At 61.3% G+C, this 21,721-nt stretch carries 19 protein-coding genes; 4 read left to right on the top strand and 15 right to left on the bottom strand.

The window, feature by feature from the left end:
• Positions 1-4: 4 nt before the first annotated feature.
• From HFO71_RS30135 to HFO71_RS30100, 8 genes are all read right to left on the bottom strand, one after another.
• Positions 5-1,030: an ABC transporter substrate-binding protein gene (locus tag HFO71_RS30135; protein ID WP_221968778.1), complete on the bottom strand. Its 1,026-nt coding sequence runs from the start codon at positions 1,028-1,030 to the stop codon at positions 5-7.
• A gap of 314 nt (positions 1,031-1,344) precedes the next feature.
• Positions 1,345-1,683: a hypothetical protein gene (locus HFO71_RS30130; protein ID WP_077980845.1), complete on the bottom strand. Its 339-nt coding sequence runs from the start codon at positions 1,681-1,683 to the stop codon at positions 1,345-1,347.
• A 95-nt stretch (positions 1,684-1,778) separates the two neighbouring features.
• Positions 1,779-2,876, bottom strand: a complete 1,098-nt coding sequence (locus HFO71_RS30125) for an ABC transporter substrate-binding protein (RefSeq protein WP_221968775.1) — start codon at positions 2,874-2,876, stop codon at positions 1,779-1,781.
• Positions 2,877-2,927: 51 nt separating this feature from the next.
• On the bottom strand, positions 2,928-3,968 hold the full coding sequence (locus HFO71_RS30120; RefSeq protein ID WP_077980844.1) for an ABC transporter permease: 1,041 nt from the start codon (positions 3,966-3,968) through the stop codon (positions 2,928-2,930).
• 18 nt (positions 3,969-3,986) lie between these two features.
• Positions 3,987-5,483, bottom strand: coding sequence for a sugar ABC transporter ATP-binding protein (locus HFO71_RS30115; protein ID WP_221968773.1), 1,497 nt, complete (start codon positions 5,481-5,483; stop codon positions 3,987-3,989).
• Between the two features lie 108 nt (positions 5,484-5,591).
• Positions 5,592-6,485, bottom strand: a complete 894-nt coding sequence (locus HFO71_RS30110) for an NAD(P)-dependent oxidoreductase (protein ID WP_207160027.1) — start codon at positions 6,483-6,485, stop codon at positions 5,592-5,594.
• A complete protein-coding gene (locus tag HFO71_RS30105; protein ID WP_207160166.1) occupies positions 6,475-7,032 on the bottom strand; it encodes a gluconokinase in 558 nt (185 codons plus the stop codon). The genes HFO71_RS30110 and HFO71_RS30105 overlap by 11 nt, the downstream gene beginning before the upstream one ends.
• 13 nt (positions 7,033-7,045) lie before the next feature.
• Positions 7,046-7,810 (bottom strand): SDR family oxidoreductase, encoded by a 765-nt coding sequence (locus HFO71_RS30100; RefSeq protein ID WP_221988813.1) that lies wholly within the window; start codon positions 7,808-7,810, stop codon positions 7,046-7,048.
• Between the two features lie 135 nt (positions 7,811-7,945).
• Here HFO71_RS30100 and HFO71_RS30095 point away from each other — a divergent pair, with 135 nt between their 5' ends.
• Both HFO71_RS30095 and HFO71_RS30090 read left to right on the top strand, forming a co-directional pair.
• Entirely contained in the window at positions 7,946-8,887 is a 942-nt protein-coding gene (locus HFO71_RS30095) for a 2-hydroxyacid dehydrogenase (protein ID WP_221968770.1), read from the top strand.
• Between the two features lie 10 nt (positions 8,888-8,897).
• Entirely contained in the window at positions 8,898-9,929 is a 1,032-nt protein-coding gene (locus HFO71_RS30090) for an L-idonate 5-dehydrogenase (protein WP_221968767.1), read from the top strand.
• 110 nt (positions 9,930-10,039) lie between these two features.
• Here HFO71_RS30090 and HFO71_RS30085 read toward each other — a convergent pair whose 3' ends face one another.
• Complete coding sequence (locus HFO71_RS30085) at positions 10,040-11,116, bottom strand: LacI family DNA-binding transcriptional regulator (RefSeq protein ID WP_221988812.1); 1,077 nt, start codon at positions 11,114-11,116, stop codon at positions 10,040-10,042.
• 225 nt (positions 11,117-11,341) lie between these two features.
• On the opposite strand from HFO71_RS30085, the gene HFO71_RS30080 reads away from it, so the two are divergent.
• Entirely contained in the window at positions 11,342-12,268 is a 927-nt protein-coding gene (locus tag HFO71_RS30080) for an SMP-30/gluconolactonase/LRE family protein (protein WP_221968764.1), read from the top strand.
• A gap of 64 nt (positions 12,269-12,332) precedes the next feature.
• Here HFO71_RS30080 and HFO71_RS30075 read toward each other — a convergent pair whose 3' ends face one another.
• Together HFO71_RS30075 and HFO71_RS30070 are read right to left on the bottom strand one after the other, a co-directional pair.
• Positions 12,333-14,459, bottom strand: coding sequence for a vWA domain-containing protein (locus tag HFO71_RS30075; protein WP_221985355.1), 2,127 nt, complete (start codon positions 14,457-14,459; stop codon positions 12,333-12,335).
• Positions 14,456-14,980 (bottom strand): RNA polymerase sigma factor, encoded by a 525-nt coding sequence (locus tag HFO71_RS30070; RefSeq protein WP_221949216.1) that lies wholly within the window; start codon positions 14,978-14,980, stop codon positions 14,456-14,458. The genes HFO71_RS30075 and HFO71_RS30070 overlap by 4 nt, the downstream gene beginning before the upstream one ends.
• Positions 14,981-15,204: 224 nt before the next feature.
• On the opposite strand from HFO71_RS30070, the gene HFO71_RS30065 reads away from it, so the two are divergent.
• Positions 15,205-16,116 (top strand): alpha/beta hydrolase, encoded by a 912-nt coding sequence (locus HFO71_RS30065; protein ID WP_221968759.1) that lies wholly within the window; start codon positions 15,205-15,207, stop codon positions 16,114-16,116.
• A gap of 3 nt (positions 16,117-16,119) precedes the next feature.
• On the opposite strand, the gene HFO71_RS30060 is transcribed toward HFO71_RS30065, so the two are convergent.
• The 4 genes from HFO71_RS30060 to HFO71_RS30045 are packed head-to-tail and all read right to left on the bottom strand — an operon-like array spanning position 16,120 to position 21,630.
• Positions 16,120-18,123, bottom strand: a complete 2,004-nt coding sequence (locus HFO71_RS30060) for a CocE/NonD family hydrolase (protein WP_221968757.1) — start codon at positions 18,121-18,123, stop codon at positions 16,120-16,122.
• Between the two features lie 51 nt (positions 18,124-18,174).
• Positions 18,175-19,806 (bottom strand): ABC transporter ATP-binding protein, encoded by a 1,632-nt coding sequence (locus HFO71_RS30055; protein WP_221968747.1) that lies wholly within the window; start codon positions 19,804-19,806, stop codon positions 18,175-18,177.
• On the bottom strand, positions 19,799-20,626 hold the full coding sequence (locus tag HFO71_RS30050; protein ID WP_221985353.1) for an ABC transporter permease: 828 nt from the start codon (positions 20,624-20,626) through the stop codon (positions 19,799-19,801). Before HFO71_RS30050 ends, HFO71_RS30055 begins: the two co-directional genes overlap by 8 nt.
• Entirely contained in the window at positions 20,623-21,630 is a 1,008-nt protein-coding gene (locus HFO71_RS30045) for an ABC transporter permease (RefSeq protein ID WP_027668833.1), read from the bottom strand. The genes HFO71_RS30050 and HFO71_RS30045 overlap by 4 nt, the downstream gene beginning before the upstream one ends.
• Positions 21,631-21,721: the final 91 nt, after the last annotated feature.

The following is a 21,721-nucleotide window of genomic DNA, read 5'->3' as shown; positions in this document are numbered from 1 at the left end:
AGCGTTACTGGCTCTTGGCCAAAGCCGCGGCGCCGAGCTTTTCGAAGCGATTGTCGAAAATCTGCTCCACATTGAAGGGCTTGTAGCCGAGCTCGGCTGCCAGCAGGTCGATGGTTTCCTGGTGGCGCTTCTTCACTTCGCTCCAATCGCTGGGAACGACCTGTTCGCCGGTCAGCTTGACGAGATATTCCCCGTCCTCCTGGCTCAACCCCTGCTGACCGACGTAGTATTCCTTGATCCAGAGATCCGGGTTCCGGTTCACCCATTCGGTGGCGCGTGCCCACAGGCCGACATATTCGGCGAGAGCTGCCGCCTTGGCGGGATCGTCCAGAACCCATTGCGGCGCATAAAGATGGCTCGGATCATCGCGCAGGCCATGTTCCACGAGGGTCGCGCCATCAGGTCCGTACTGGGTGATGTAGCGCCTGATGTAGACGCCGCCGAGCGGCGCGATGTCGACCTGCTTGCTCGCCAATGCCTTCGGGTAGACGTCGCTGGTGCTCGGCAGCTCCACCAGAGTGACGTCGCCGCTCTTCAAGCCTGCGGCATTGAGGGCACGCAGAACGAGCGTGCCCTGGGCCTGTCCCGGGCTAAAAGCGATGCGCTTGCCGCGGAAATCCGCCAGCGTCTTGACCGCCGCGCCTGGCGCGATGCCGAAGCGGTAGATCGGATTGGCGATCGGGTCACGGCGTTCGCGATAGGCGATGTTGCGGACGGGCAGATTGTTCCAGTTGGCGAAGATCGAAGGGATCTCGGCCACCGACCCGACATCGAGTGCATGGGCGCGGAAAGCTTCCGACGTCTGCGGCCCGCCGCTGATATTGGCCCATTTGACCTCGAAACTGAGCTCCTTGCCCAGGCCGGACACTTCGAGCGCTTTCTGCGTGACCGGATCGCCGATCGTCAGCACCGTGCCCGGCGGCACTTTGGGAAGCAGGGGAGCGTCTGCCTGGGCTGCCGCCGGACCGTGAATGGCACTGAGACCAAGCAGACTGAACAACGCAATTTTGAATGTCTTTGCCAATGTCATCGTCGATCTTCCCGTTTCGGATTGCTGATTGCAGGAGCGATGCACGGTAAGATGGAATATAATCCACTAATTCGATAGACTATTTAGTTTAATGAAAGTGGCGCAGAGGGAAAATTGTCCTCAAAAGTCGGGCAACCGGAACGAACGCATCCGGCGCGCCCGAGGATGCTCGGCGCACCAGACGTGAAAAAGCGCCCGGGAGGCTCGTCCGCGGGCGCTTTCCGGGTCTTTGTTCAAACCCTTACTTTTGTTTAAGCCGGGCAGCGGACCGAAGCAGTCGCCCAAGCCGTCACGGACGTCGGGATCGCCTTATGTCAGGCAATATACGGTGCATATTCGTTGGCCGCGAATACGTGATGGTGCACCTTGCCGGTAAAGAGCTGCAGGAGTTCGCCGGTGACCTCGCGGCTCTGCGACCGCACATCGGAGAGAAGTGCCGCGTTCACCGTATCCATATCGGGATAACGAATGGCGAGCGCCATGGCATAGATCGGGGCGCCTTCGTCGCGCTCCATTCCATCCAGCACCCGGATTTCCTCGGCGCCCGGAAATTTCGTCCAGAGAGGGACGAGCCGCTGCCGCACGAATTCGCGGAATTCCGCTTCTCTGCCGGGATGGATTTCGCCTTCAAACAAAGCATAACGAATGATCATAGGTTCTCTTTTCCAAAACTCGCCGGAGCTGGATCGATGTTGGTATGTTGTCAGGAGGTCAGGGCATATCGATCGATACGCCCTGACTGAGAGGGTTATTTGCCCCAGATTTTCTTGTATTGATCGCGATAACCGTTGTCGGGGTCGAAGCTGTTCTTCGGCCCACCGTCAAACTCGACGTTCTGGCTGGTCACCACATGCAGCGGCGACACGTAGCCCGACCATGGGGCGCCCGCAAAGGCGCGGTTTAGTTCGTCGACGAGCTGCCAGCCCTGGAGGTTGAGCGGCTCGGCGACCGTGACGGCCTGGAACTGTTTCGCGCGGATACGCTGATAGGCGCTCTCCGAACCGTCGCCGGCTGCGACGTTCACCGGTTTTCCATCACCGGCAATGCCGGCCGAAGCGAGCGAAGGTCCCATGAAGTCGTAGTAGAGGTCATTGATCGCCAGCGAATGCGTCCACTTCGCACCATACTTCTGCAGAAGCGATGTGGTCAGCTGCGGCATGCGTTGGGAGGTTTCGGCGATCGGCGTGTCGACATATTCGAGCACCGTACCGCCGAGATCCTCGATCTCCTTCTTCATGCGATCGGCCTTGGCAATCGCGATCGCATAGGTGGAGTCGGTAAAGATGATGACGCCCGGCTTGCCGCCGGCATCGGCAAAGGCCCAATCCGCCGCCGACTTCGACACTTCCATCGCATCGGTGGTCACGTTTGCGAAGACACCGACTTCGGGAACCGGACCGACCGCCGAGGCGGCGTGCCAGGAAACCATCGGAATGCCGGCAGCCTTGGCCGCTTCCATCGCCGGCTTCTGTTCGACCGCGTCAAAGCCGTTGATGATGATGCCATCCGGCTTCAGCGCCATGGCCTGGCCGAAGGCCGCGGTCCGTCCGCCGATCGAACCGGCGCCGTCAAGCGCCTTCACCGTCCAGCCGAGCGCGCCCGCCGCTTCCTGAACGCCATTGACCACGCCGAGGATGCCGCCGTTTTTCATATCACCGGCAAGAATGACGATGTTCTTTCCGGCAGCGCCCTTGGGGCCGCTCGTCGGGCCATCCCAGGCGTTCACCTTGGAAGCATACTTTTCGACTATGGCCTTGGCGTCGGCCATCGAATCGGCCAATGCCGGCATGCTGAGCATAACGGCGACGGTTGCGACCGTTGCCTGCAATAACGTTCTGCGCTTCATGTTCACTCCTCCATTTTGTTTGTTATGAAATGCCGGGATCAGCCGGCATCCTCATTTGGATGCGGGTGTGATCCTCCTCACAGCTCCGCGCTTGCGCTGGGCGTAACCTGCTATGCCGATGGCAATCAGCAGGGTCACGCCGTTGAACAGCGGTTCGACGAAGAACGACCCGCCGAATTGCTGAATTCCTGATATTCCGACCGCCAGGATGATGACGCCGATCAAGGTGCCCCAGACGTTCACCCGGCCGGGCTTGATCGTCGTCGATCCGAGGAACGCGCCGACAAGCGCCGGCAGGAGATATTCGAGGCCGACGCTCGCCTGGCCGATCCGCAGCTTCGAGGCGAGCAGGACCCCGGTCAGAGCCGCGAGCAGCCCCGAGGTGACGAACGCGCCGATCACGAATTTGCGGACCGGAATGCCATTGAGGGCAGCCGCCTTCGGATTGGCGCCGATGGCGTAGAGATAGCGGCCGATCGGCAGGTATTCGAGCACGATCCACATGCAGATGGCGATCAGGAGCACGTAGAAGCCGGTGATCGGAAGGCCGAACAGCATCGTGCCGTTCAGCGCATAGAAACCCTCAGGCAGGACGCCGACCACCTGTCGACCGCCGGTGTGCCAAAGCGCGAGCGCGTATAGGACCGTTCCGGTGCCGAGCGTCGCGATGAAGCTGTCGATCTTCGCAACCTCGACCAGCAGACCGTTGATACAGCCGGTCAGAACACCGAGCGCGAGCACGATGACGACCGCGACCGGCCAGGGCAGGCCGTAGGCCGTCTGCAGGCTGATGGCGAGAATGTGCCAGAGCACGATGCCATAGCCGACGGTCAGATCGATGCGACCCGATGCCATCGGGATCATCGCAGCCAGCGACAGAAGCGCGATGATAGCCTTGTCGGACACGATCGAGCGGACGTTCAACACGGTCGGGAAAGTATCCGGCAGAAGGATCGAGAAGATCACGATCAGGCCGACGGTCAGGATCACCAGTCCATAAACCGGGATCAGACGTCCGATCTTCTGTCCTGTGGACAGGCCGGCCATTTCGCTCTTGGTCGGCTCCAGGGCCGTGGATTCAATGGATTGCATGGCTGTTCTCCCGATGGCTCAAGCGGCTTCCGATGCGGATGCGGCCGTGATGACCGCCTCCGTCGTCAGAGCGCTTCCAGTCAGTTCGCTGACGATTTTGCCGCGCGAGAAAACCAGCGCGCGGTGGCAGATATGGGCGATTTCCTCGAAGTCCGTCGACACCACGACAACCGCGAGACCGGCCTCGAGCGCCTGGGTGATCAGACGGTAGATCTCCGCACGCGCGCCGATGTCGACGCCGGCGGTCGGATCTTCGGCGACCAGCAGCTTGCGGCCGGTCGCCAGCCAGCGGCCGACGACCACTTTCTGCTGGTTGCCGCCCGACAGGGCCTCCACCGGCAGATCCGGGTCGTTCGGCCGCAGGCCGACGGAATGGCCGATCTTATGGGCAAGGTCGGCTTCGCCGCGCGGCGACAGGAAGGACAAAAGCCCACGCCCGACGGCTCCCGGATTAAGATAGGTATTTTCCCGAATGGAAAGCGAGAGCGCCACGGATTCCTCTGTCCGGTCGCGGGCAATCAAGCCGATGCCCGACGCCATTGCCCCTCGTGGGCTGGAAAGGTCGGGGGCCCCGTCATGCAGCAGAACCGAGCCGTTGAAAGGCTCGCAACCGAACAGGGCGCGGCCGATCCGTTCCTGGCCGGCACCGCGCAATCCAGCCAGGCCCAGAAGCTCGCCCTCGCGGATATCGAAGGATATCGGGCCCGTGCCGGCGCAGACGAGATCGCGAACCTTGACGATCGCCTTGCCGGGCGTGATCGCGGTCTTGGAAAAGAGGCTGTCGCCGCTGCGGCCGATGATCATCGTCACCAGCTCTTCGGGGGTGGTCTCGCTGACGGGCTTCTGTCCCACCATGCATCCGTCGCGCAGAACGGCGACCCGATCGGCAATCCGGAAGATTTCGTCCAGCCTGTGGGAAACGTAGATCATGCCGACTCCGCGATCCTTCAACGGACGGATCGCATTGAACAACCGATCGACTTCATCGGCGGGAAGGCTCGCCGTCGGCTCGTCGAGCACCAGCACGTCGGCTTCGACGGCAAGTGCACGGGCGATGGCGACAAGCGACTTTTCGGTGCGCGACAATGCCGAGACCCGCGTCGTGGGGTCAAAGTCGCAACCGACCAGTTTCAAGGCCTCGTTGGCGCGCGCCTGCGTCCTGTTCCAATCGATGAGGCCGCGACGCATCGAGAAACCCTGCGACAGGCCCATGTTCTCGCCAACCGTCATCCACTCGATCAAACCGAGATCCTGGTGGATGAAGGCAACCGGCTGCCGCTCGTTCGGCTTCGGGGGACGATGATGGTAGCTCTGACCGCGAAACAGGATGTCGCCGGTATCGGGCTTGTAGATGCCTGCAAGCGTCTTGATGAGTGTCGATTTGCCGGCGCCGTTTTCCCCCAGCAGCGCGAGGATTTCTCCTTCGCGCAGGTCGATCGAGACGTCCCGCAGCGCCTGCGTGCCGCCGAAGCTCTTGGTGATCGACTGGAATTCCAGCAGTCTCTTGGCTTCCACTGTGGCTCCTCCCAAAGCTGCGGTTTTCATGGATCATATGTTATCGATAACATTTATGGATGGTCAAGCGGAAAGATGACGATCTCGAATTTCTCGGAGAGATTGACGTCAATCGGCCTGAAATCCATCGAGAAGGCGCATCATCTCGGCCGAGTCTTTTGGCCCAAGCCCGGCAGCGCAGAGCAGGCGGTGAATCTCGACCACCGAGCCCGTCATCGGCAATGGCGTCTTCGTCTTGAGCGCAAAGGCCTGAAGCGAATCCAGGTCCTTCAACATGTTGTCGATTCTGCCTGTCGGCGAGAAATCCCGAGCGGCGAATTTCGTCATGAATTCCTGCAATATGCGGCTGTCCGCCCTGCCGCCGGCAAGGGCGGCCGGAATGGCGGCCGGATCGACGCCGCCGGCTTCAGCGAGCTTGACCGCCTCCGCGACGGCCTGAAACAGCACGGCGCAAAACAGCTGATTGATCAGCTTCGTGGTCTGCCCCGCGCCGGATACACCCATCAGCGTGTAATTGGCGGCAAGATGCCGCATCACCACGCGTGCCCGTTCGAAATCCTCAGCGCTGCCGCCGGCCATGATCGTCAGGCGTCCGCTGAGCGCACCTGGCACGCCGCCGGAGAGCGGGCAATCCACCCATGCCATGCCGGTTTCCCGACGCAGCCGCGTCGCCATGTCGGCCGTGTCGGCCGGGTCGATCGAGGACATATCGATCAGCACCTTGTCGGCATTCGCCGCCGCCGCAACGCCCTTTTCACCGAAGACGACAGCGCGGACGATGTTTGCGTGATTGAGGCTGAGCACGCAAAACGCCGACCGTGAAACCGCTTCCTCCACGGAGCCGGCCGCGCTTGCGCCCTTGGCCTGCAAAGCCGCAACTTTTTCGGTATCCAGGTCGAAGACCGATACCTTATGCCCCGTTTCGATCAATCGGGTGACGATCGCCGTTCCCATGATGCCGGCACCGATGACGGCGACATCTGCTCTGTAGTCATCCTGCATGATAATCTCCTCCGTTGACGGCCATGCCGCTCAATCCCTTGCAAGCCAGTGCCACGATATCATCCAACGTATTATCGATCGCCACCGTCACGACATTAGCTTCACCGGTCGGCGGCTCCAGCGTCTGCAACTGGCTGTCGAGCAAAGTCGCGGGCATGAAATGGCCCTGACGGGCCTGCATCCGCGACAGCAGCAGGTCGCGGGATCCCTCCAGGAAAACAAAGGCGAGATGCCCGTCCGCCGCTTGCCTCAACCTGTCCCGATAGCTTCTCTTCAGCGCCGAACAGGAAATCACCAGCCCTTGCGATACTTCTTGCGCGGTCCTTATTTCCTCGCCGATCCGGTCGAGCCACGGCAGGCGGTCGTCGTCGGTCAACGGTATGCCCTGCGCCATCTTCTCGACGTTTTGAGCCGGGTGGAGCTGGTCGCCCTCCAGAAACGGCAGGCCGTTTCGAGCGGCGAGATGCTCTCCAACCGAAGATTTACCGCAGCCGCTGACCCCCATGACGACGACCGCCAGAGGCGGTGCCTTTCTCCCGAATTCCATCGCTTCGTCTCTATCAGAGGCAGGTCGTGATGCCGCCGTCGACATAAAGTGTATGCCCGTTGATGAAGGATGAGCCGCGGCCTGACAGGAAAACGGCGGCGCCGACCAGTTCCTCGACATCGCCCCAGCGCCCGGCCGGCGTCCTCTTCTCGAGCCAGGACGAGAACTCGGGATTGTCGACGAGCGCCTGGTTGAGCGGCGTCTTGAAATAGCCCGGCGCAATCGCGTTGATCTGCAGACCGTACTTGGCCCAGTCGGCGCACATGCCGCGGGTCAGATTGCGCACCGCACCCTTGGTCGCCGTATAGGGAGCAATGCCGGGGCGCGCCAGTTCGCTTTGAACGGAAGCGATGTTGATGATCTTGCCCTGGCCGCGGGCGATCATGGGTTTGGCTGCCGCCTGGCCAACGTAGAACACGCTCGAAATATTGGTGGTCAGCAGCAGCTCCCATTTGTCCGCCGGAAAATCTTCCAGCGGCGTGCGAAACTGCATGCCGGCATTGTTGATCAGGATGTCGAGCGGCCCGATATCGGCTTCGATTGCGTCGATACCCGCTTTGGCAGCGTCCTTGCTGGTCACGTCGAAGATCGCCGCATGGGCAGACAGGCCTTGGTCCTTGAGACTCTCGACCGCGCGGTTGACGCTTTCGGGCGTGCGGCCGTTGATGATGACTTCGGCGCCATACTTCGCCAGGCCGTCGGCCAGCGCATAGCCGATCCCCTGGCTCGAGCCGGTGATCAGGGCACGCCGTCCGGTAAGATCGAACAAGTTCTTCATGCAAATAACTCCTCCGGTTTCGCCGCGGGTGACGGCTTCAACTGCCGCTGACGGTGAAACTCACTTGACATCGCCTTTCCGAATTATATGTTATCGATAACATAATCAACTGTCAAAATGCGGGATGGAAACGGAATGCCTAAGGTAGAAATCTTGATGGCCGGAGCTTATCCGGAATGGGACATGGTAGACCTGGAGGCGAACTACCGCGTCCATCGCCTCTGGGAAGCGGCAGACCGGCACGAGCTGATTTCCAGGGTCGGCAAGGATATCCGCGCCATAGCGACCCGGGGCGAACTCGGAGCGTCCGCAGAGCTGATGGCTCAATTGCCGAAACTGGAAATTGTCTCCTGTTACGGCGTCGGCACCGACGCCATTGACCTATCCTATGCCCGCGCCAACAGCATTCGCGTGACGAATACCCCTGACGTGCTCACCGAAGATGTCGCCGATATCGCCATTGGACTGCTGCTTGCCACGGCGAGGCAGGTCCCTCAAGCCGATGTTTTCGTCCGCTCCGGCCAGTGGGGCAATGCCGCCATGCCGCTGGTGACGCGCGTCTCGGGCAAGAAGGTGGGGATCGCCGGCATGGGGCGGATCGGCAAGGCAATCGGCAGAAGGGCGGCCGCATTCGGCTGCGACATCTCCTATTTCGCCCGCAATGATCACCAGGATGTTGCCTACACCTACGAGCCCGATCTGGTCGCGCTTGCCGCTTGGGCCGATTTTCTGATCGTCATCGTCCCCGGCGGGGAGGCGACCATAAAGATCATCAATGCGGAGGTGCTTAAAGCGCTCGGTCCGAACGGCATCTTGATCAACGTGTCGCGCGGGACGACCGTCGACGAAGAGACGCTGATCGCAGCCCTTCAAGACCGCACTATTCAGGCTGCGGGCCTTGACGTCTTCCTGAATGAACCCAAGATCGATGCACGTTTCCTGACACTCCAAAACGTCGTGTTGCAACCCCACCACGGCTCTGGCACCGTCGAGACCCGCAAGGCCATGGGCCAACTGGTCAGAGACAATCTCGCTGCGCATTTTTCAGGTCGCGCACTTCCAACTCCCGTCGTGTGAGGATCCCGATATGAAAGCCATCGTCATTCATGCCGCCAAGGATCTCAGGATCGAAGAGCGCGAGCCGGAGGTTGCGGGCGCCGGGCAGGTGGAGATTGCCATCGAAGCAGGCGGCATCTGCGGTTCAGACCTGCATTATTACAATCACGGCGGTTTCGGCACAGTTCGCCTGCGCGAACCGATGATCCTCGGTCACGAGATCGCCGGAACGGTCAAGGCGCTGGGCTCCGGCGTCGCCGATCTTGCCGTCGGAGACCGTGTCGCAGTTTCTCCGAGCCGGCCGTGCAATCATTGCCAATATTGCCTGAAGGGGCAGCAAAACCACTGCCTCAACATGCGGTTCTACGGCAGTGCCATGCCGATGCCCCACATTCAGGGCGGCTTTCGCCAGCGCTTGGTGGCGGAGCGTTGGCAGTGCCACAAGGTTACGGACGGCATTTCCATCCATGAGGCGGCCTTTGCCGAACCCTTTGCGGTGACGTTGCATGCGGCAAACCGCGCCGGATCGCTGCTCGGCAAACGGGTGCTGGTCACCGGTTGCGGCCCCATTGGGATGTTGGCGATCGTTGCGGCACGCGTTCTCGGCGCCCGCGAAATCGTTGCGACCGACGTGACCGACAGCGTTCTAGCGATTGCCCGCACCAGCGGCGCCGATCGAACGATCAATGTTGCCACGCATGCTTCCGACCTCGCGGCCTACAGTGCCGAAAAGGGATATTTCGATGTCATGTTCGAAGCGTCGGGAAATGAGCGGGCGGTGCGCGCCGGCCTGGAGACGCTCAAGCCCCGCGCTGTTCTCGTGCAGCTCGGCCTTGGCGGCGATGTTTCCATTCCGCAGAACATGATCGTTGCGAAGGAAATCGAGATGCGCGGGACATTCCGTTTTCACGAGGAATTTGCGCTCGCCGTCGAACTGATCAATGCGCGTCACGTCGATCTGAAGCCGCTGCTGACGGGTGTTTTCGGGATCGAAGAGGCCGTCGCCGCCTTTGAATTGGCGGGCGACCGCAGCAAGTCCATGAAAGTGCAGATCGCTTTCTGACCGACTGCACAATTCCTTAAATCGGAATCGATTTGAGGATAAAATTATACAACAATTCAAAATGTTAAAGCGCCGCGCATATGAAAAAGACGCGCGGCGCGCTGCAGTACTTAAGCGGTCGGCGCGGCGTTGCGATCCGTGCTTTCGCGCAAGACAACCTTGTAGCCTGTTAATGTGATCTCATCGCCGGTCGCCTCGCCGGTATGGAGGGCATCCAGCAGGCGGGCGGCCGCCTGGCGGCCGATGCCATAACAGTCCACATTGATGGTGGTAATGCGTGGATGACAGATGGACGAGATCTCATAATCGCCGAAACCGGCAATGGCGATGTCCCTTGGAACCTTCATTCCCCGGCGCGTGCATTCCATGATGGCGCCGAAGGCGGAAAGATCGGAGACGCAAAGAACCACTTCCGTGTCCGGCCAGCGCTCCAGCAGGCTGACGATCGCCTGGCCGCCCTGTTCCATGGTGATGGGCGGCACGCCGAAGGAAATCATCCGTCCCGGTCCGAGGCCGAGTTCTTCGACAGTCTTCTGGAAACCGCTTCGCCGCTGGCTGCCGCGCGTATCGCGCGCCGTCGTTCCGCCGATATAGCCGAACTTCCGATATCCCTGACTGGCAAGTGTCCGCACCAGCAGGGCCATCGCCTCGCTGTTGGAAAAACCGACAACCTGATTGATCGGATCCTCCGGAAGCTCCCACGTCTCGACAACAGGAATGTCGGCTTGCGCGAGCATGCGCCGTGCGCGCGGCGTGTGCGAACCACCGGTCAGGATGATGCCTTCCGGGCGGCGGCGCAGCATCGCCTCGATCAGTTCTTCTTCTTTCTCCGTCGAATAGTCGGTATAGCCGAGGAGGAGCTGAAGCCCGGTCTTTTCAAGTGCATCAGTCATGCCCCGCGCAGTGTCGGAAAAATTCGAATTGTTGATCGAGGGCACCAGGGCGGCGATGAAGCCGCTTCGCCTTGACGAAAGACTGCCGGCAGACAGGTCGAGCACATAGCCGAGTGCGTCGACGGCCTCCATGATGCGCTTCCGAGTCTCCTCGGAAACGCTCGCATCCTGGCGAAAGGCACGCGAAACGGTCATGGCGGAAACGCCGACATATTTGGCGACCTCCGCCATCGTCAGCTTTTGAGCATCTCCCGGCTTGAGACGTTTGTCTTTCGGCTCATCCTCGTTTTTCACTGATCTCCGCTTTCACAAGGCTTCCTGATTGGATAATTCAAGACACGATAAAGTTATCGCTATCATCCTACAATCGATATTATTACAAGAATACACCATTCCAATGTCGAGAAACCACGATTACCTGGGAATTTTCGCAGAGGCTGGCAGATCGGCATCTGTACGAAGTCGTTAAAACGCGGCAAGATGATATCGATAACAATTTTTGTGAAGTGGAGGAGCATCTTGTTCGGGCAAATTGACGGGACGGGGTTTGAGGTTCTCGACCCTCGCTTTGAAAGCTGCTTCGTCGGTCACGCTCGCGTCGAGCGTCTTTGGACGGGCGGGCGCTGGCTGGAGGGGCCGGCCTGGTTTGCCGCCGGGCGGTATCTGGTTTTCTCGGATATCCCCAACGACCGCATGATGCGTTATGACGATACCAGCGGGCACACATCGGTATTCCGCTCGCCCAGCAACAACTCGAATGGCAACACTGTCGACAATCAGGGCCGGCTGATCACCTGCGAGCATCTGACGCGCCGTGTAACGCGCACGGAATTCGACGGCAGGATCACCGTTCTGGCCGATCGAATTGCAGGCAAACGGCTCAATTCCCCAAACGACGTCACCGTCAAGTCCGATGGGACTATCTGGTTCACCGACCCGAGCTACGGCATCCTCCATGACTACGAGGGCGATTATGGCGACGCGGAAATCGTCGGATGCCATGTATACCGGCATGATCCGGCAACAGGCACAACCGATCAGGTGACCTCCGATTTCGTCAAGCCGAACGGACTGGCCTTTTCCCCGGATGAGACGGTGCTCTATGTTGCCGATACCGGGGCAACGCACCTGCCCGGCGGTCCGCGTGATATCAGAAAGCTCGCGGTCTCGAATGAGGGAAGGTTGAGCGATCTCGGCGTTTTCGCAGAATGTACCTCAGGCCTGTTCGATGGTTTTCGCGTCGATCGGAAAGGCCAGATATGGACGAGCGCCGGCGATGGTGTGCACGCCTATGATCCGGATGGCACTTTGATCGGCAAGATCCATATTCCCGAGGGCGTCTCCAACGTCACTTTCGGCGGAGAGAAATTAAACCGTCTCTTCATCACCGCGAGCACGTCTCTCTACGCTGTTTATCTCACCGCCAACGGGGCGAGACCGGGATGATCACCAAACAAGAGGCCGCCCTTTTGGGACGGCCTCTTGTTTGGTCAGTTTTGTGCCTCTTGTCTCATCGTTGACTGAGGCCGTCCGCCAGCCGAACGAGGCCAAGAAAATCCGACCTGTAGCCGAAGGCGTCAGTGCCTCGCGATGCCGCGGCGAGATCGGCAATCGCCTGGTAGGAATAGGTGTCGACGGCTGCGACATGGCTGAGTTTCTGGCCGAAGGCAGCGACGGCCACCGAGAAGCGGACATCCTGCGGCGCGGCATCGACGGTGGCGACCGCGTTGCCATCGTTGACAGGAGTGGTGATGAGGGCGCTTTTGTCCTCGCCCGGCCGCTTGTAGCGCATCTTGACGAAGGCAAGCTCGCCTTGATGGGCGCTGTCGGAGGTCTTGGGCGGCACCTGATCGGCGGCGCCATAACGCAGGTCGTCATTCATCACCGCGGGGCTTCCCTTGGGCGTAATCTCGTAAATCGCCGTGACGCTGTGGCCGGAGCCGATATCGCCGGCATCGACGCGGTCATTGTTGAAATCCTCGCGCTTCAGCGCCCGCGTCTCGTAGCCGATCAAGCGGTACTCGGCGATCCGTTCCGGGTTGAACTCGACCTGGAACTTGACGTCGCTGGCGATCGGAAACAGCGTCGATCCGGCCTCTTCGACCAGCGTCTTCTGCGCCTCGGCCAAGCTATCGATATAGGCTGCGCTGCCATTGCCGTTCTGCGCCAGCGTCTGCATCAGGGAATCGTTGAGATTGCCCCGTCCGAAGCCGAGAACGGTGAGGAAGATGCCGTCCTTGCGCCTCTCTTCGATGATGCGCTTCAAATCCTCGTCGCTCGACGGGCCGACATTGAAATCGCCATCCGTCGCCAGCATCACCCGGTTGATGCCGTCCTTGACGAAGCCCTGTTTGGCAAGATTGTAGGCCGCCTCGATGCCTTCGGCGCCACCGGTCGAGCCTCCGGGCTCCAGCCTGTCGATTGCCGACAGGATCTTCGATTTCTCCGCCACGCGTGTCGGCGTCAGCACCGTGCCGGCATTGCCGGCATAGGTGACGATCGAGACGGTATCGTCGGCTTTCAGCCTGTTGACCAGCAGCCGGAAGGCGCTCTTCAGCAGCGGCAGCTTGTCCGGCTCGTCCATCGAGCCCGACACGTCGATCAGGAAGACCAGATTGGCGTGCGGCGTGGTCGCCGGCGCGATGTCATAGCCCTTGATCGCCACATGCATCAATTCCGTGTCGCGGTTCCACGGCGTTGGCATGACAGTCACGGTCGCCTTGAAAGGCTGGTCGGCATTGTCAGGACCCGGCCAGTCAAAGGGGAAATAATTGATCATCTCCTCGACGCGAACCGATTGCGGATCGGGCATCGCCCCGCCTGTCAACGACCGGCGGACGAAGGCATAGGACGCGCTGTCGACATCGGCGGAGAAGGTCGAGACCGGATCCGTCGCCACACTCTTGATCGGATTTGCCGCCGCATTGGCAAACCGCTCGCGATCGGGGTCGAGTTGAACCTGGACACGCCCCTCCGCAGGCGGCGCAGGCGAAGGGGCGATGGCAGCCATCGGTTCGGCAAACTGCCGCTGGGGAACAATGCCGGGAGCGGCCGGCGCCGAGCGTTTGGCCGCCCCGAGTGCCGCGGCAGAACCCTCCGGCTTGTTCGTGAGGGCGGCGACGTCGTTGGCATCGAATTCGGACATCCGCGCCGCGCCGGATTTCGCGAGGGCCGGTGTCTCCTTGTCCTGCAGCGCTTGGGCGTCAGCGACAGATTGCTCGGCCAGGCTGGCGTTCCCGGCCGGGGCTTGCGGCGCGACAGCGACCGGCTGACCCGCGGTTGCGGCCGGCTGTTTCGACACCCCATTTTGCGAGAGGTTGCCGGCGATCTCGGTCTGGTCGGTGATCGGCAATCCATTGCGGGTCAGTTCGATTGCGAGATAACCGGCGGCGGGAATGACGAGCAGTGTCGCAAGGGCTGAACCAGCGAGGAATTTCTTGTTCATGGCAGGGCTCCATATCCAGTTGATGATGGAGCTTTGACGCCAGCCTTTCGCATTTCCTTGGGGCGTCGCTGCATTATTTCCTGGGCTGTCGAAGGCCTGCATCGCGGCAGTAAGCGCACGCGCACGCGCCTCCGGCGTCGCTGCCGGCGGTGTCAGGCGGGAGAGCTTTTCGAGTTCCTTGTCCACGGTCATACCTCTTCCTTGCCGAGCACGGTCTTCAGCCTCTTGCGCGCCTCATGAACCTGCCAGGACACGGTCGCCTCCGAGCAGCCCATGACATCGGCGGCAGCCGAATGGCTGAGACCTTCGCCGTAAACGAGCAGCACGGCGTCGCATTGCCTTTCCGGCAATGCGCGCACGGCTGCCCATAATTCGCTCGATAGCTCGTCGTCATTTCCATCAGGCGCATCCTGCTGCGGTTCGGCGGCGTAGGCGCGGAATGTCTGCTCCTCTCGTGCAAGCTTGCGTCTATGGTCGCGGGCAGCGTTCAGCGTCAGTGTATAGAGCCATGTCCTGAAGCGGCTGGCGCCGCGAAAGCTGCGGATCGCCGCGCCGAGCTTGACGCAGACCTCCTGGGCGATGTCGTCGGCATCGGTGGAACTGCCAGACCACCGCCACGCGGTCGCGTGGACGAAATCATAATGGCGCGAGACCAGTTGCCCGAAGGCCTCCCGGTCGCCGCCCTGCGCTCGTTCTATGAGCTCTGCGTCCAATTCCGCACCTACCCCATCCTATCCAGCAAGATGCTATTTCGAGATTGAGACGTTTCTCGGATGACTTTCCTTGGGTCGGCGATGAAAAAATTATCGCGAATTTTGAAAGCCGCGACATCCATGGGTCGCGGCCAGACAGATCGTCCGTCTCACAGAGGCGCATGATGAGGACAGAGTCGGCCAGGGACATGATCTGTCATGTCCCAAATCGCGAAAGGACCTCCATGTCCGTTCAACCACCTGCCCCCACCGAAAGGGGCATCCTGCAGTTTCTGGCGATTTGCGATTCCTTCTATCCGCCAGACGCCGTTCAAGCATCGATCGAACAGCAGCGACATTGGTACGACGCTCTCTGCGCGCGTTTCGACCGCCCGCTGCCCCCGGAGATGATCTTTGCGGACGGCATGCTCCAGCGCATACCGATCCGGCGCTACCGCCCGCGCAAAATCAGCACACGCACCATTCTGCTCTATCTTCATGGCGGCGGCTTTGTTGTCGGTTCGCTCGAGAGCCATCATGCCATCTGCGCCGAGATCGCCGATTTTGCCGGCGCGGAACTTGTTTCGGTCGATTACCGGCTGGCCCCTGAATATCGCTGGCCGGCCCAGACGGATGACGGCTTTACCGTGTCGAAACATCTGCTTTCCGCCAACAGCAAGGTCGTGCTGATCGGCGACAGCGCCGGGGCCAATCTGGCGGCGGGCCTTGCATTGCGCGCGCGCGACGAGGGCCTGTCCGGAGTCGTCGGCCAAGTTCTGATCTATCCGGCGCTTGGCGGTGACCTTGCCGCAGGCTCTTACGTCGAAATGGCCGCGGCGCCGGGCCTGACGACGGCGGATGTCGCCTATTATCGCGAAATCCTGCAGGCGCCGGCAGGCAATGAGATCGCCGAGCCGCTGCAGGCAGCTTCGCTTGCCGGGCTGCCGCCGGCCTTCATCACGGTCGCGCATTTCGATCCGCTCCGGGACGACGGCCGGCAATATGCCGCCCGGCTCACCGCGGAGGGCGTCGAAGTCTGGTTCAGGGAGGAGCCGCAGATGGTGCATGCCTGGCTGCGCGCTCGCCACATGAGCGAAGGCGCCCGCGACGGCTTCCGCGCCGTCTGCGAGGCCATAAGGCGTTTTGCTGCGGCCTGATGGTCACATCAGGTCGCGCGCAATCCGCTTTTCCGCAAAGACCTTTTCGAAGATCTGCACGTCATCCTCGAAGGCGGTGACGACAGCGCTGATGACCCAATCGGTGCCGGTGCAGGCAATACGCGCGGTCGCGACAGTCCGCACGAACCAGCCGGGGCGGCGCATGTCGCAGGTCCAGGTCGAGGTCCCGGTCATCGACTGGGGATTATCGGGTGAAATCGACCAGACTTCTTCGCGCAATTGCCGGGTCGAGAGACCTGTCTCAGGGTGTTCGGTGAGCCCGGTATCCTCGTGGATGTGATAGTCCGTTCGGGCGGCTGAGAGATCGCGGGCGACCTGCCGCTTCGTTACGGCGCCCGCATGCTCGATGTATTTCGGCAGCGGATCGGGATTGGCCGGTTCCTTGATGTCTATCCGCTGGTGCTCGCCGAGCATCGGCAGCCCCAGGCCGAGTGCCGCGATGTCGACCTCGATGCCCTCGTCATCAGGCGGCGGCAGGATCATCGGCCAATATGCGGTGGAAAGCGAAAGGCGGATGCGATGACCCTTGCGGAAGCGATACCCGCAGGCATCGAGCACCAGCCGGATCGGCACCTTCTCGCCTGGTGTCAGCGGCTTGGGATCTGCATTGCCGTCCCTGTGAGTGAGATTGACGACGCCGAAGGCGACACGTGTTGCCGTGCCATCCGGATGGACATCGATGAGCCGGGCGCAGAGATTTCCGCCCGCCGCCTGCGACCGCAGCGCAAGCGTGAGCACAGGCCGGCCGAGATAGTCGCAATCGCCAGCAAGCGGCATCGTATCGAAGACCAGCGAGCCGGCATCGTCTAAGCGCTGATCGATCGCCATTTCGGCGTCGGGCTTCAGCGTGAAATACTCGCCTGACGCCGTCCCGATGTCGAGCGGAGAGCGGAGATAGACGGGATGTTCGGGCGCATGCGGGATCGGCATGCCTTCGGTCAGCTTGCCGAACTGCTCGACATAGAAGCACTGCATCTGCGGCGGCGACCAGAGATCCTTGGCGATCCAGAAACCCGGATCGCTGTCGCGTCGCGGCGCAGGGCGGATGGCATCGAGAATATAGGCGCGGGCCTGCGGCAGCCTGTCGATCCCATTGTCCTCGCCCCGCAGCCATTTGTTCCACCAGGCAATTGCCTCGCCATGAAAATCGGTGCGCGGTTTCGGCCAGGCGAAATGCGGATATTTGTGAACCCAGGGGCCGATCAGCGCCTTCGCCTTGTCGCCCAGGCCTTCGACCGCCATCAGCGGCGTATTGCGGTAGCCGTCGGCCCAGCCGGCGATGACAAGCGCCGGGATTTCCACGCTCGAAAAATCCTCCGAGATCGAGCCATGACGCCAGAAATCGTCGCGCCGCTGATGGGCCAGCCACTCCTCCATGAAGAAGGGTTCGCCTGCCAGGCGTTCCAGCCACATTTCCTTCCAGCGCTCGCCGACAAGCGCGGGGTCGGGCGGCCGCGACTGGTAGCCAAGCATCGTCGCCGCCCATGAGAGCTGGGCGGAGAGATGGCAGCCGTTCTTGTAGTGGATGTCGTCGTTGTATCGGTCGACGGTCGAGGCGATCGAGATGACGGCCTTCAGCGCCGGCGGGCGCAATGCTGCGACCTGCAGGCTGTTGAAGCCGCCCCAGGAAATGCCCATCATGCCGACCGCGCCGTTCGACCATGGCTGCGCGGCAATCCAGGCGATCAGCTCGCAGGCATTGGCAAGCTCGCTTTCGGTATATTCGCCGTCGATGACCCCGTCGGATTCTCCGGATCCGCGGATATCGACACGCACGCCGGCAATGCCTGCCACAGCGAATACCGGATAGGTGGACTCGTCCCGCAAACTGGTTCCGTCCCGCTTGCGATACGGCAGGAATTCGAAGACAGCGGGGACGGGGTCTTCCTCCGCACCGTCAGGCATCCAGATGCGCGCGGCCAGTCGCGTCCCATCCTTCAGCGTAATCCATTCATTCTCGATGGTGGTGAAGCCGCGCGAGATCATGCTCATTCCTTGATGCACATTTCATGAGACGAGGGTTCCGCCCCCGTCAGGTCAGTTACCGGCGCTCTCCATGCGGCGCGTGGCAAGCACCCGTTCCAGCCAGCCGATTTCCATTTCCGGCACGGATTTCAACAGCAGATCGGTGTAATCGTCAAACGGCGGCGACAGCGCCGTCGATTTCGGACCGAACCGCACCAGCTGGCCGCGATGCATCACCGCCACGCTGTCGGCGATCGCCCGGACGATTGCGATGTCGTGGGTAATGAAGACGTAGGACAGCTGCTCTTCTTCTTGCAGACGCAGCAGCAGCTTGAGGATACCCTCCGCCACCAGCGGATCGAGCGCCGAGGTCGGCTCGTCGCAGAGGATGAGTTCCGGCTTGGCGGCAAGCGCTCGCGCGATCGCCACGCGCTGCTTCTGCCCGCCGGAGAGTTCGGCCGGGTAGCGATCGACGAAGCCCTTGCCCATCTCGATCTGATCAAGCAGCTCCTTCACCCGGGCGGTCTTCTCGGCACCTCTCAGGCCGTAATAGAAGGTCAGCGGGCGGCCGATGATGTCGCGGACCGTCTGGCGCGGGTTCATCGCCGTATCCGCCATCTGATAGATCAGCTGGATGCGCCTCAGATCGTCGTTCGGCCGGCTCTTGAGATCAGGCATCAGCGGCTTGCCATCAAAGACGATGCGCCCGCTGCTCGGCGGCAACAGGCCGGTGATGACGCGCGCCAGGGTCGATTTTCCCGAACCGGATTCGCCGACAACCGCGAGCGTCTGCCCCTTCGGCACGTGCAGCGTGACATCATGCAGCACTTTGAAGCCGTTGGAATATTCCGCGCTGACATTTTCCACCTTGAGAAGTGCCGTGGACTGGTCGGCGGCTTCCTCGCGATAGGCCTGCCTGACATTGACGAGAGCGCGGGTATAGTCTTCCCGTGGCGCCTCGATGATCTGCTGCACACTGCCATATTCGACCTGCTTGCCATAACGCAGGACCATGATGTCGTCCGAGATCTGGGCGACGACGGCAAGGTCATGGGTGATGTAGAGGGCGGCCGTGTGCGTTTCCTCGATGGCATGCTTGATCGCCGCCAGCACGTCGATCTGCGTGGTGACGTCAAGCGCTGTCGTCGGCTCGTCGAAGACGATGAGTTCGGGGTTGGAGCAGAGCGCCATCGCCGTCATCGCCCGCTGCAGTTGGCCGCCGGAGACCTGGTGAGGAAAGCGCTCGCCGAAGGTTTCGGGATTGGGCAGGCCGAGAACCCCGAACAGATAAAGCGCCCGTTTGCGCGCCTCGTCTTTGCTCATCAGACCATGCTTGACCGACGCTTCGATAACCTGATCGCCGAGCCTGTGCGCCGGATTGAAGGCGGCCGCGGCCGACTGCGCGACATAGCAGACCCGTGCGCCGCGAATTTTACGGATGCCGTTCTTGCCGAGCGCCAGGAGATCGGCGCCGTCGAGCCGCACCTCGCCGCCGGTGATTTCGGCGCCGCCCCGGCCATAGGCAAGTGCCGAAAGGCCGATCGTCGACTTGCCGGCGCCCGATTCCCCGATCAGGCCGAGAACCTTGCCCTTCTGCAGGTCGAAGGAAACGCCGTCGACGATCGTCACTCGCTTCGGCGGTTCACCCGGCGGATAGCTGGTTGCTTCGATCTTCAAATTGCGAACGGAAAGAAGCTCAGGCATCGCCGCGCCCTCCCTTGAGGCTGGATGTGCGTTTCAGGAGCCAGTCGACGACAAGGTTGACGCAGACGGCAAGTGTCGCGATCGCGGTACCCGGCACCAGCGCTGCCGAGATACCGAAGATGATGCCGTCCTTGTTGTCCTTGACCATGCCCCCCCAATCGGCCGCGGGCGGCTGAATCCCGAGGCCGAGGAAGGAAAGCGTTGAGAGAAACAGGATCGAGAAGGCGAAGCGCAAGCCGAATTCGGCAAGCAGCGGCGACAGCGTGTTCGGCAGGATTTCGCGGGAGATGATCCAGAGCTTGCCTTCGCCGCGCAACGTCGCCGCCTCGACGAATTCCATCACCGCGACATCAAGCGCCACGGCGCGGCCGAGACGATAGACGCGGGTGGAATCGAGGATCGCCATGACAAGGATCAGCACGACGATGTTTTGCGGTAGCACCGCCAGAACCACGAGTGCGAAGATCAGCGTCGGGATCGACATCATCAGATCGTTGAAGCGTGAGAGGACGGTGTCGATCACGCCGCGCGAGACGGCGGCGGTGAAGCTCAGGATGATGCCGAGCGAGAAGGAAATGACGGTGGCGGCGGACGCGACCACCAGCGTCGTGCGTGCGCCGTAGATCAGCCGCGAGAAGATGTCGCGGCCGAGATTGTCGAGGCCGAAGATATATTGATCATCCGGCATCTGCCAGACGTCGCCGACGACCTGCGTCTCGCCATAAGGAGCGATCCATGGTGCGAAGATTGCGAAGATGAAGGCGATGACGATACCGGCCATGCCGATCCAGGCGGTGATGGGAATATCTCTTAATCTCATCGCGGATGCCTCAGCCTAGGATTGGCGATAATCGCGAGAATATCGGCCGTCATGTTCAGGAAGATATAGACGGCCGCGAAGATCAGGCCGCAGGCCTGCACGACAGGCATGTCACGCACGGTGACCGCATCGACCATGTACTGCCCCATGCCGGGATAGACGAAGACCACTTCGACGACGACGACGCCGACCACGAGATAGGCAAGCGTCAATGCGATGACGTTGATGATCGGCGCAAGCGCATTGGGGGCGGCATGCTTGACGATCGACCGGAAGGCGCTAAGGCCTTTCAGCTCCGCGGTCTCCATATAGGCCGACGACATGACGGAAAGGATTGCGGCCCGCGTCATCCGCATCATATGCGCGAGCACGACGAGCACGAGAGTCGCCGTCGGCAGCGCGATTGCCTTCAACCGCTCGACGAAACCCATGCTGTCATAGACCGTCGCTGGAAAGGTGGCCACGCCGAATTTCACCGCGAAGAACAGGATCAGCAGGTAGCCGACAAAGAATTCCGGCAGCGAGATCGCCGCAAGTGAGATGACGTTGATGATCTTATCCGGCAGGCGGTTGCGGAAATGCACCGACAGCATGCCGAGCCCAACGGCGAGCGGCACCGATATCACCGCTGCGAAACCCGCCAGGAAGAGCGAATTGCCAAGGCGCTTGCCAATCTGTTCGCTCACCGAATTCTTGCTGGCCCAGGAGGTGCCGAAATCCCCCTGGACGGCGTTGCCGAGCCATTCGACGTAACGCGTGGTGATCGGGCGGTTCAGCCCGAGATCCTCTCGAATATTGGCGACGGCCTGCGGTGTCGCCGACTGGCCGAGATAGGTGGTGGCAAAATCGCCGGGCAGGGCTTCCAGACCGCCGAAAATCACGATGGAAACGGCAAAGAGCAGGACGATGCTGAGCAAGAAGCGCTCGAGGATAAGGGCAAGCAGCGGAAAACGCTGCCGAAACCCGAGGCCGGGCAAGATATTGCTTGGGGCAGGATTGGTCATGGCGAGGACCTCGCGCTAAAACGTCAGGAGGACCGCGGGTTTTCATCCCACGGTCCAGGCTTCGTTGGAGATCGGAGGGGCAAACGCCCCC

The organism is Rhizobium laguerreae (assembly GCF_019778565.1).
Lineage (GTDB): Bacteria > Pseudomonadota > Alphaproteobacteria > Rhizobiales > Rhizobiaceae > Rhizobium > Rhizobium laguerreae.
This window is presented reverse-complemented; position numbering and strand designations above follow the sequence as displayed.

What these genes read in the sequence shown, in the direction of transcription:
- HFO71_RS30090 (WP_221968767.1), top strand. Translation starts at nt 8,898, where the DNA reads ATGAAAGCCATCGTCATTCATGCCGCCAAGGATCTCAGGATCGAAGAG.
- HFO71_RS30135 (WP_221968778.1), bottom strand. Translation starts at nt 1,030, where the DNA reads ATGACATTGGCAAAGACATTCAAAATTGCGTTGTTCAGTCTGCTTGGT.
- HFO71_RS30110 (WP_207160027.1), bottom strand. Translation starts at nt 6,485, where the DNA reads ATGCAGGATGACTACAGAGCAGATGTCGCCGTCATCGGTGCCGGCATC.
- HFO71_RS30125 (WP_221968775.1), bottom strand. Translation starts at nt 2,876, where the DNA reads ATGAAGCGCAGAACGTTATTGCAGGCAACGGTCGCAACCGTCGCCGTT.
- HFO71_RS30095 (WP_221968770.1), top strand. Translation starts at nt 7,946, where the DNA reads ATGCCTAAGGTAGAAATCTTGATGGCCGGAGCTTATCCGGAATGGGAC.
- HFO71_RS30065 (WP_221968759.1), top strand. Translation starts at nt 15,205, where the DNA reads ATGTCCGTTCAACCACCTGCCCCCACCGAAAGGGGCATCCTGCAGTTT.
- HFO71_RS30060 (WP_221968757.1), bottom strand. Translation starts at nt 18,123, where the DNA reads ATGATCTCGCGCGGCTTCACCACCATCGAGAATGAATGGATTACGCTG.
- HFO71_RS30075 (WP_221985355.1), bottom strand. Translation starts at nt 14,459, where the DNA reads ATGACCGTGGACAAGGAACTCGAAAAGCTCTCCCGCCTGACACCGCCG.
- HFO71_RS30050 (WP_221985353.1), bottom strand. Translation starts at nt 20,626, where the DNA reads ATGAGATTAAGAGATATTCCCATCACCGCCTGGATCGGCATGGCCGGT.
- HFO71_RS30120 (WP_077980844.1), bottom strand. Translation starts at nt 3,968, where the DNA reads ATGCAATCCATTGAATCCACGGCCCTGGAGCCGACCAAGAGCGAAATG.
- HFO71_RS30100 (WP_221988813.1), bottom strand. Translation starts at nt 7,810, where the DNA reads ATGAAGAACTTGTTCGATCTTACCGGACGGCGTGCCCTGATCACCGGC.
- HFO71_RS30130 (WP_077980845.1), bottom strand. Translation starts at nt 1,683, where the DNA reads ATGATCATTCGTTATGCTTTGTTTGAAGGCGAAATCCATCCCGGCAGA.
- HFO71_RS30045 (WP_027668833.1), bottom strand. Translation starts at nt 21,630, where the DNA reads ATGACCAATCCTGCCCCAAGCAATATCTTGCCCGGCCTCGGGTTTCGG.
- HFO71_RS30105 (WP_207160166.1), bottom strand. Translation starts at nt 7,032, where the DNA reads ATGGAATTCGGGAGAAAGGCACCGCCTCTGGCGGTCGTCGTCATGGGG.
- HFO71_RS30055 (WP_221968747.1), bottom strand. Translation starts at nt 19,806, where the DNA reads ATGCCTGAGCTTCTTTCCGTTCGCAATTTGAAGATCGAAGCAACCAGC.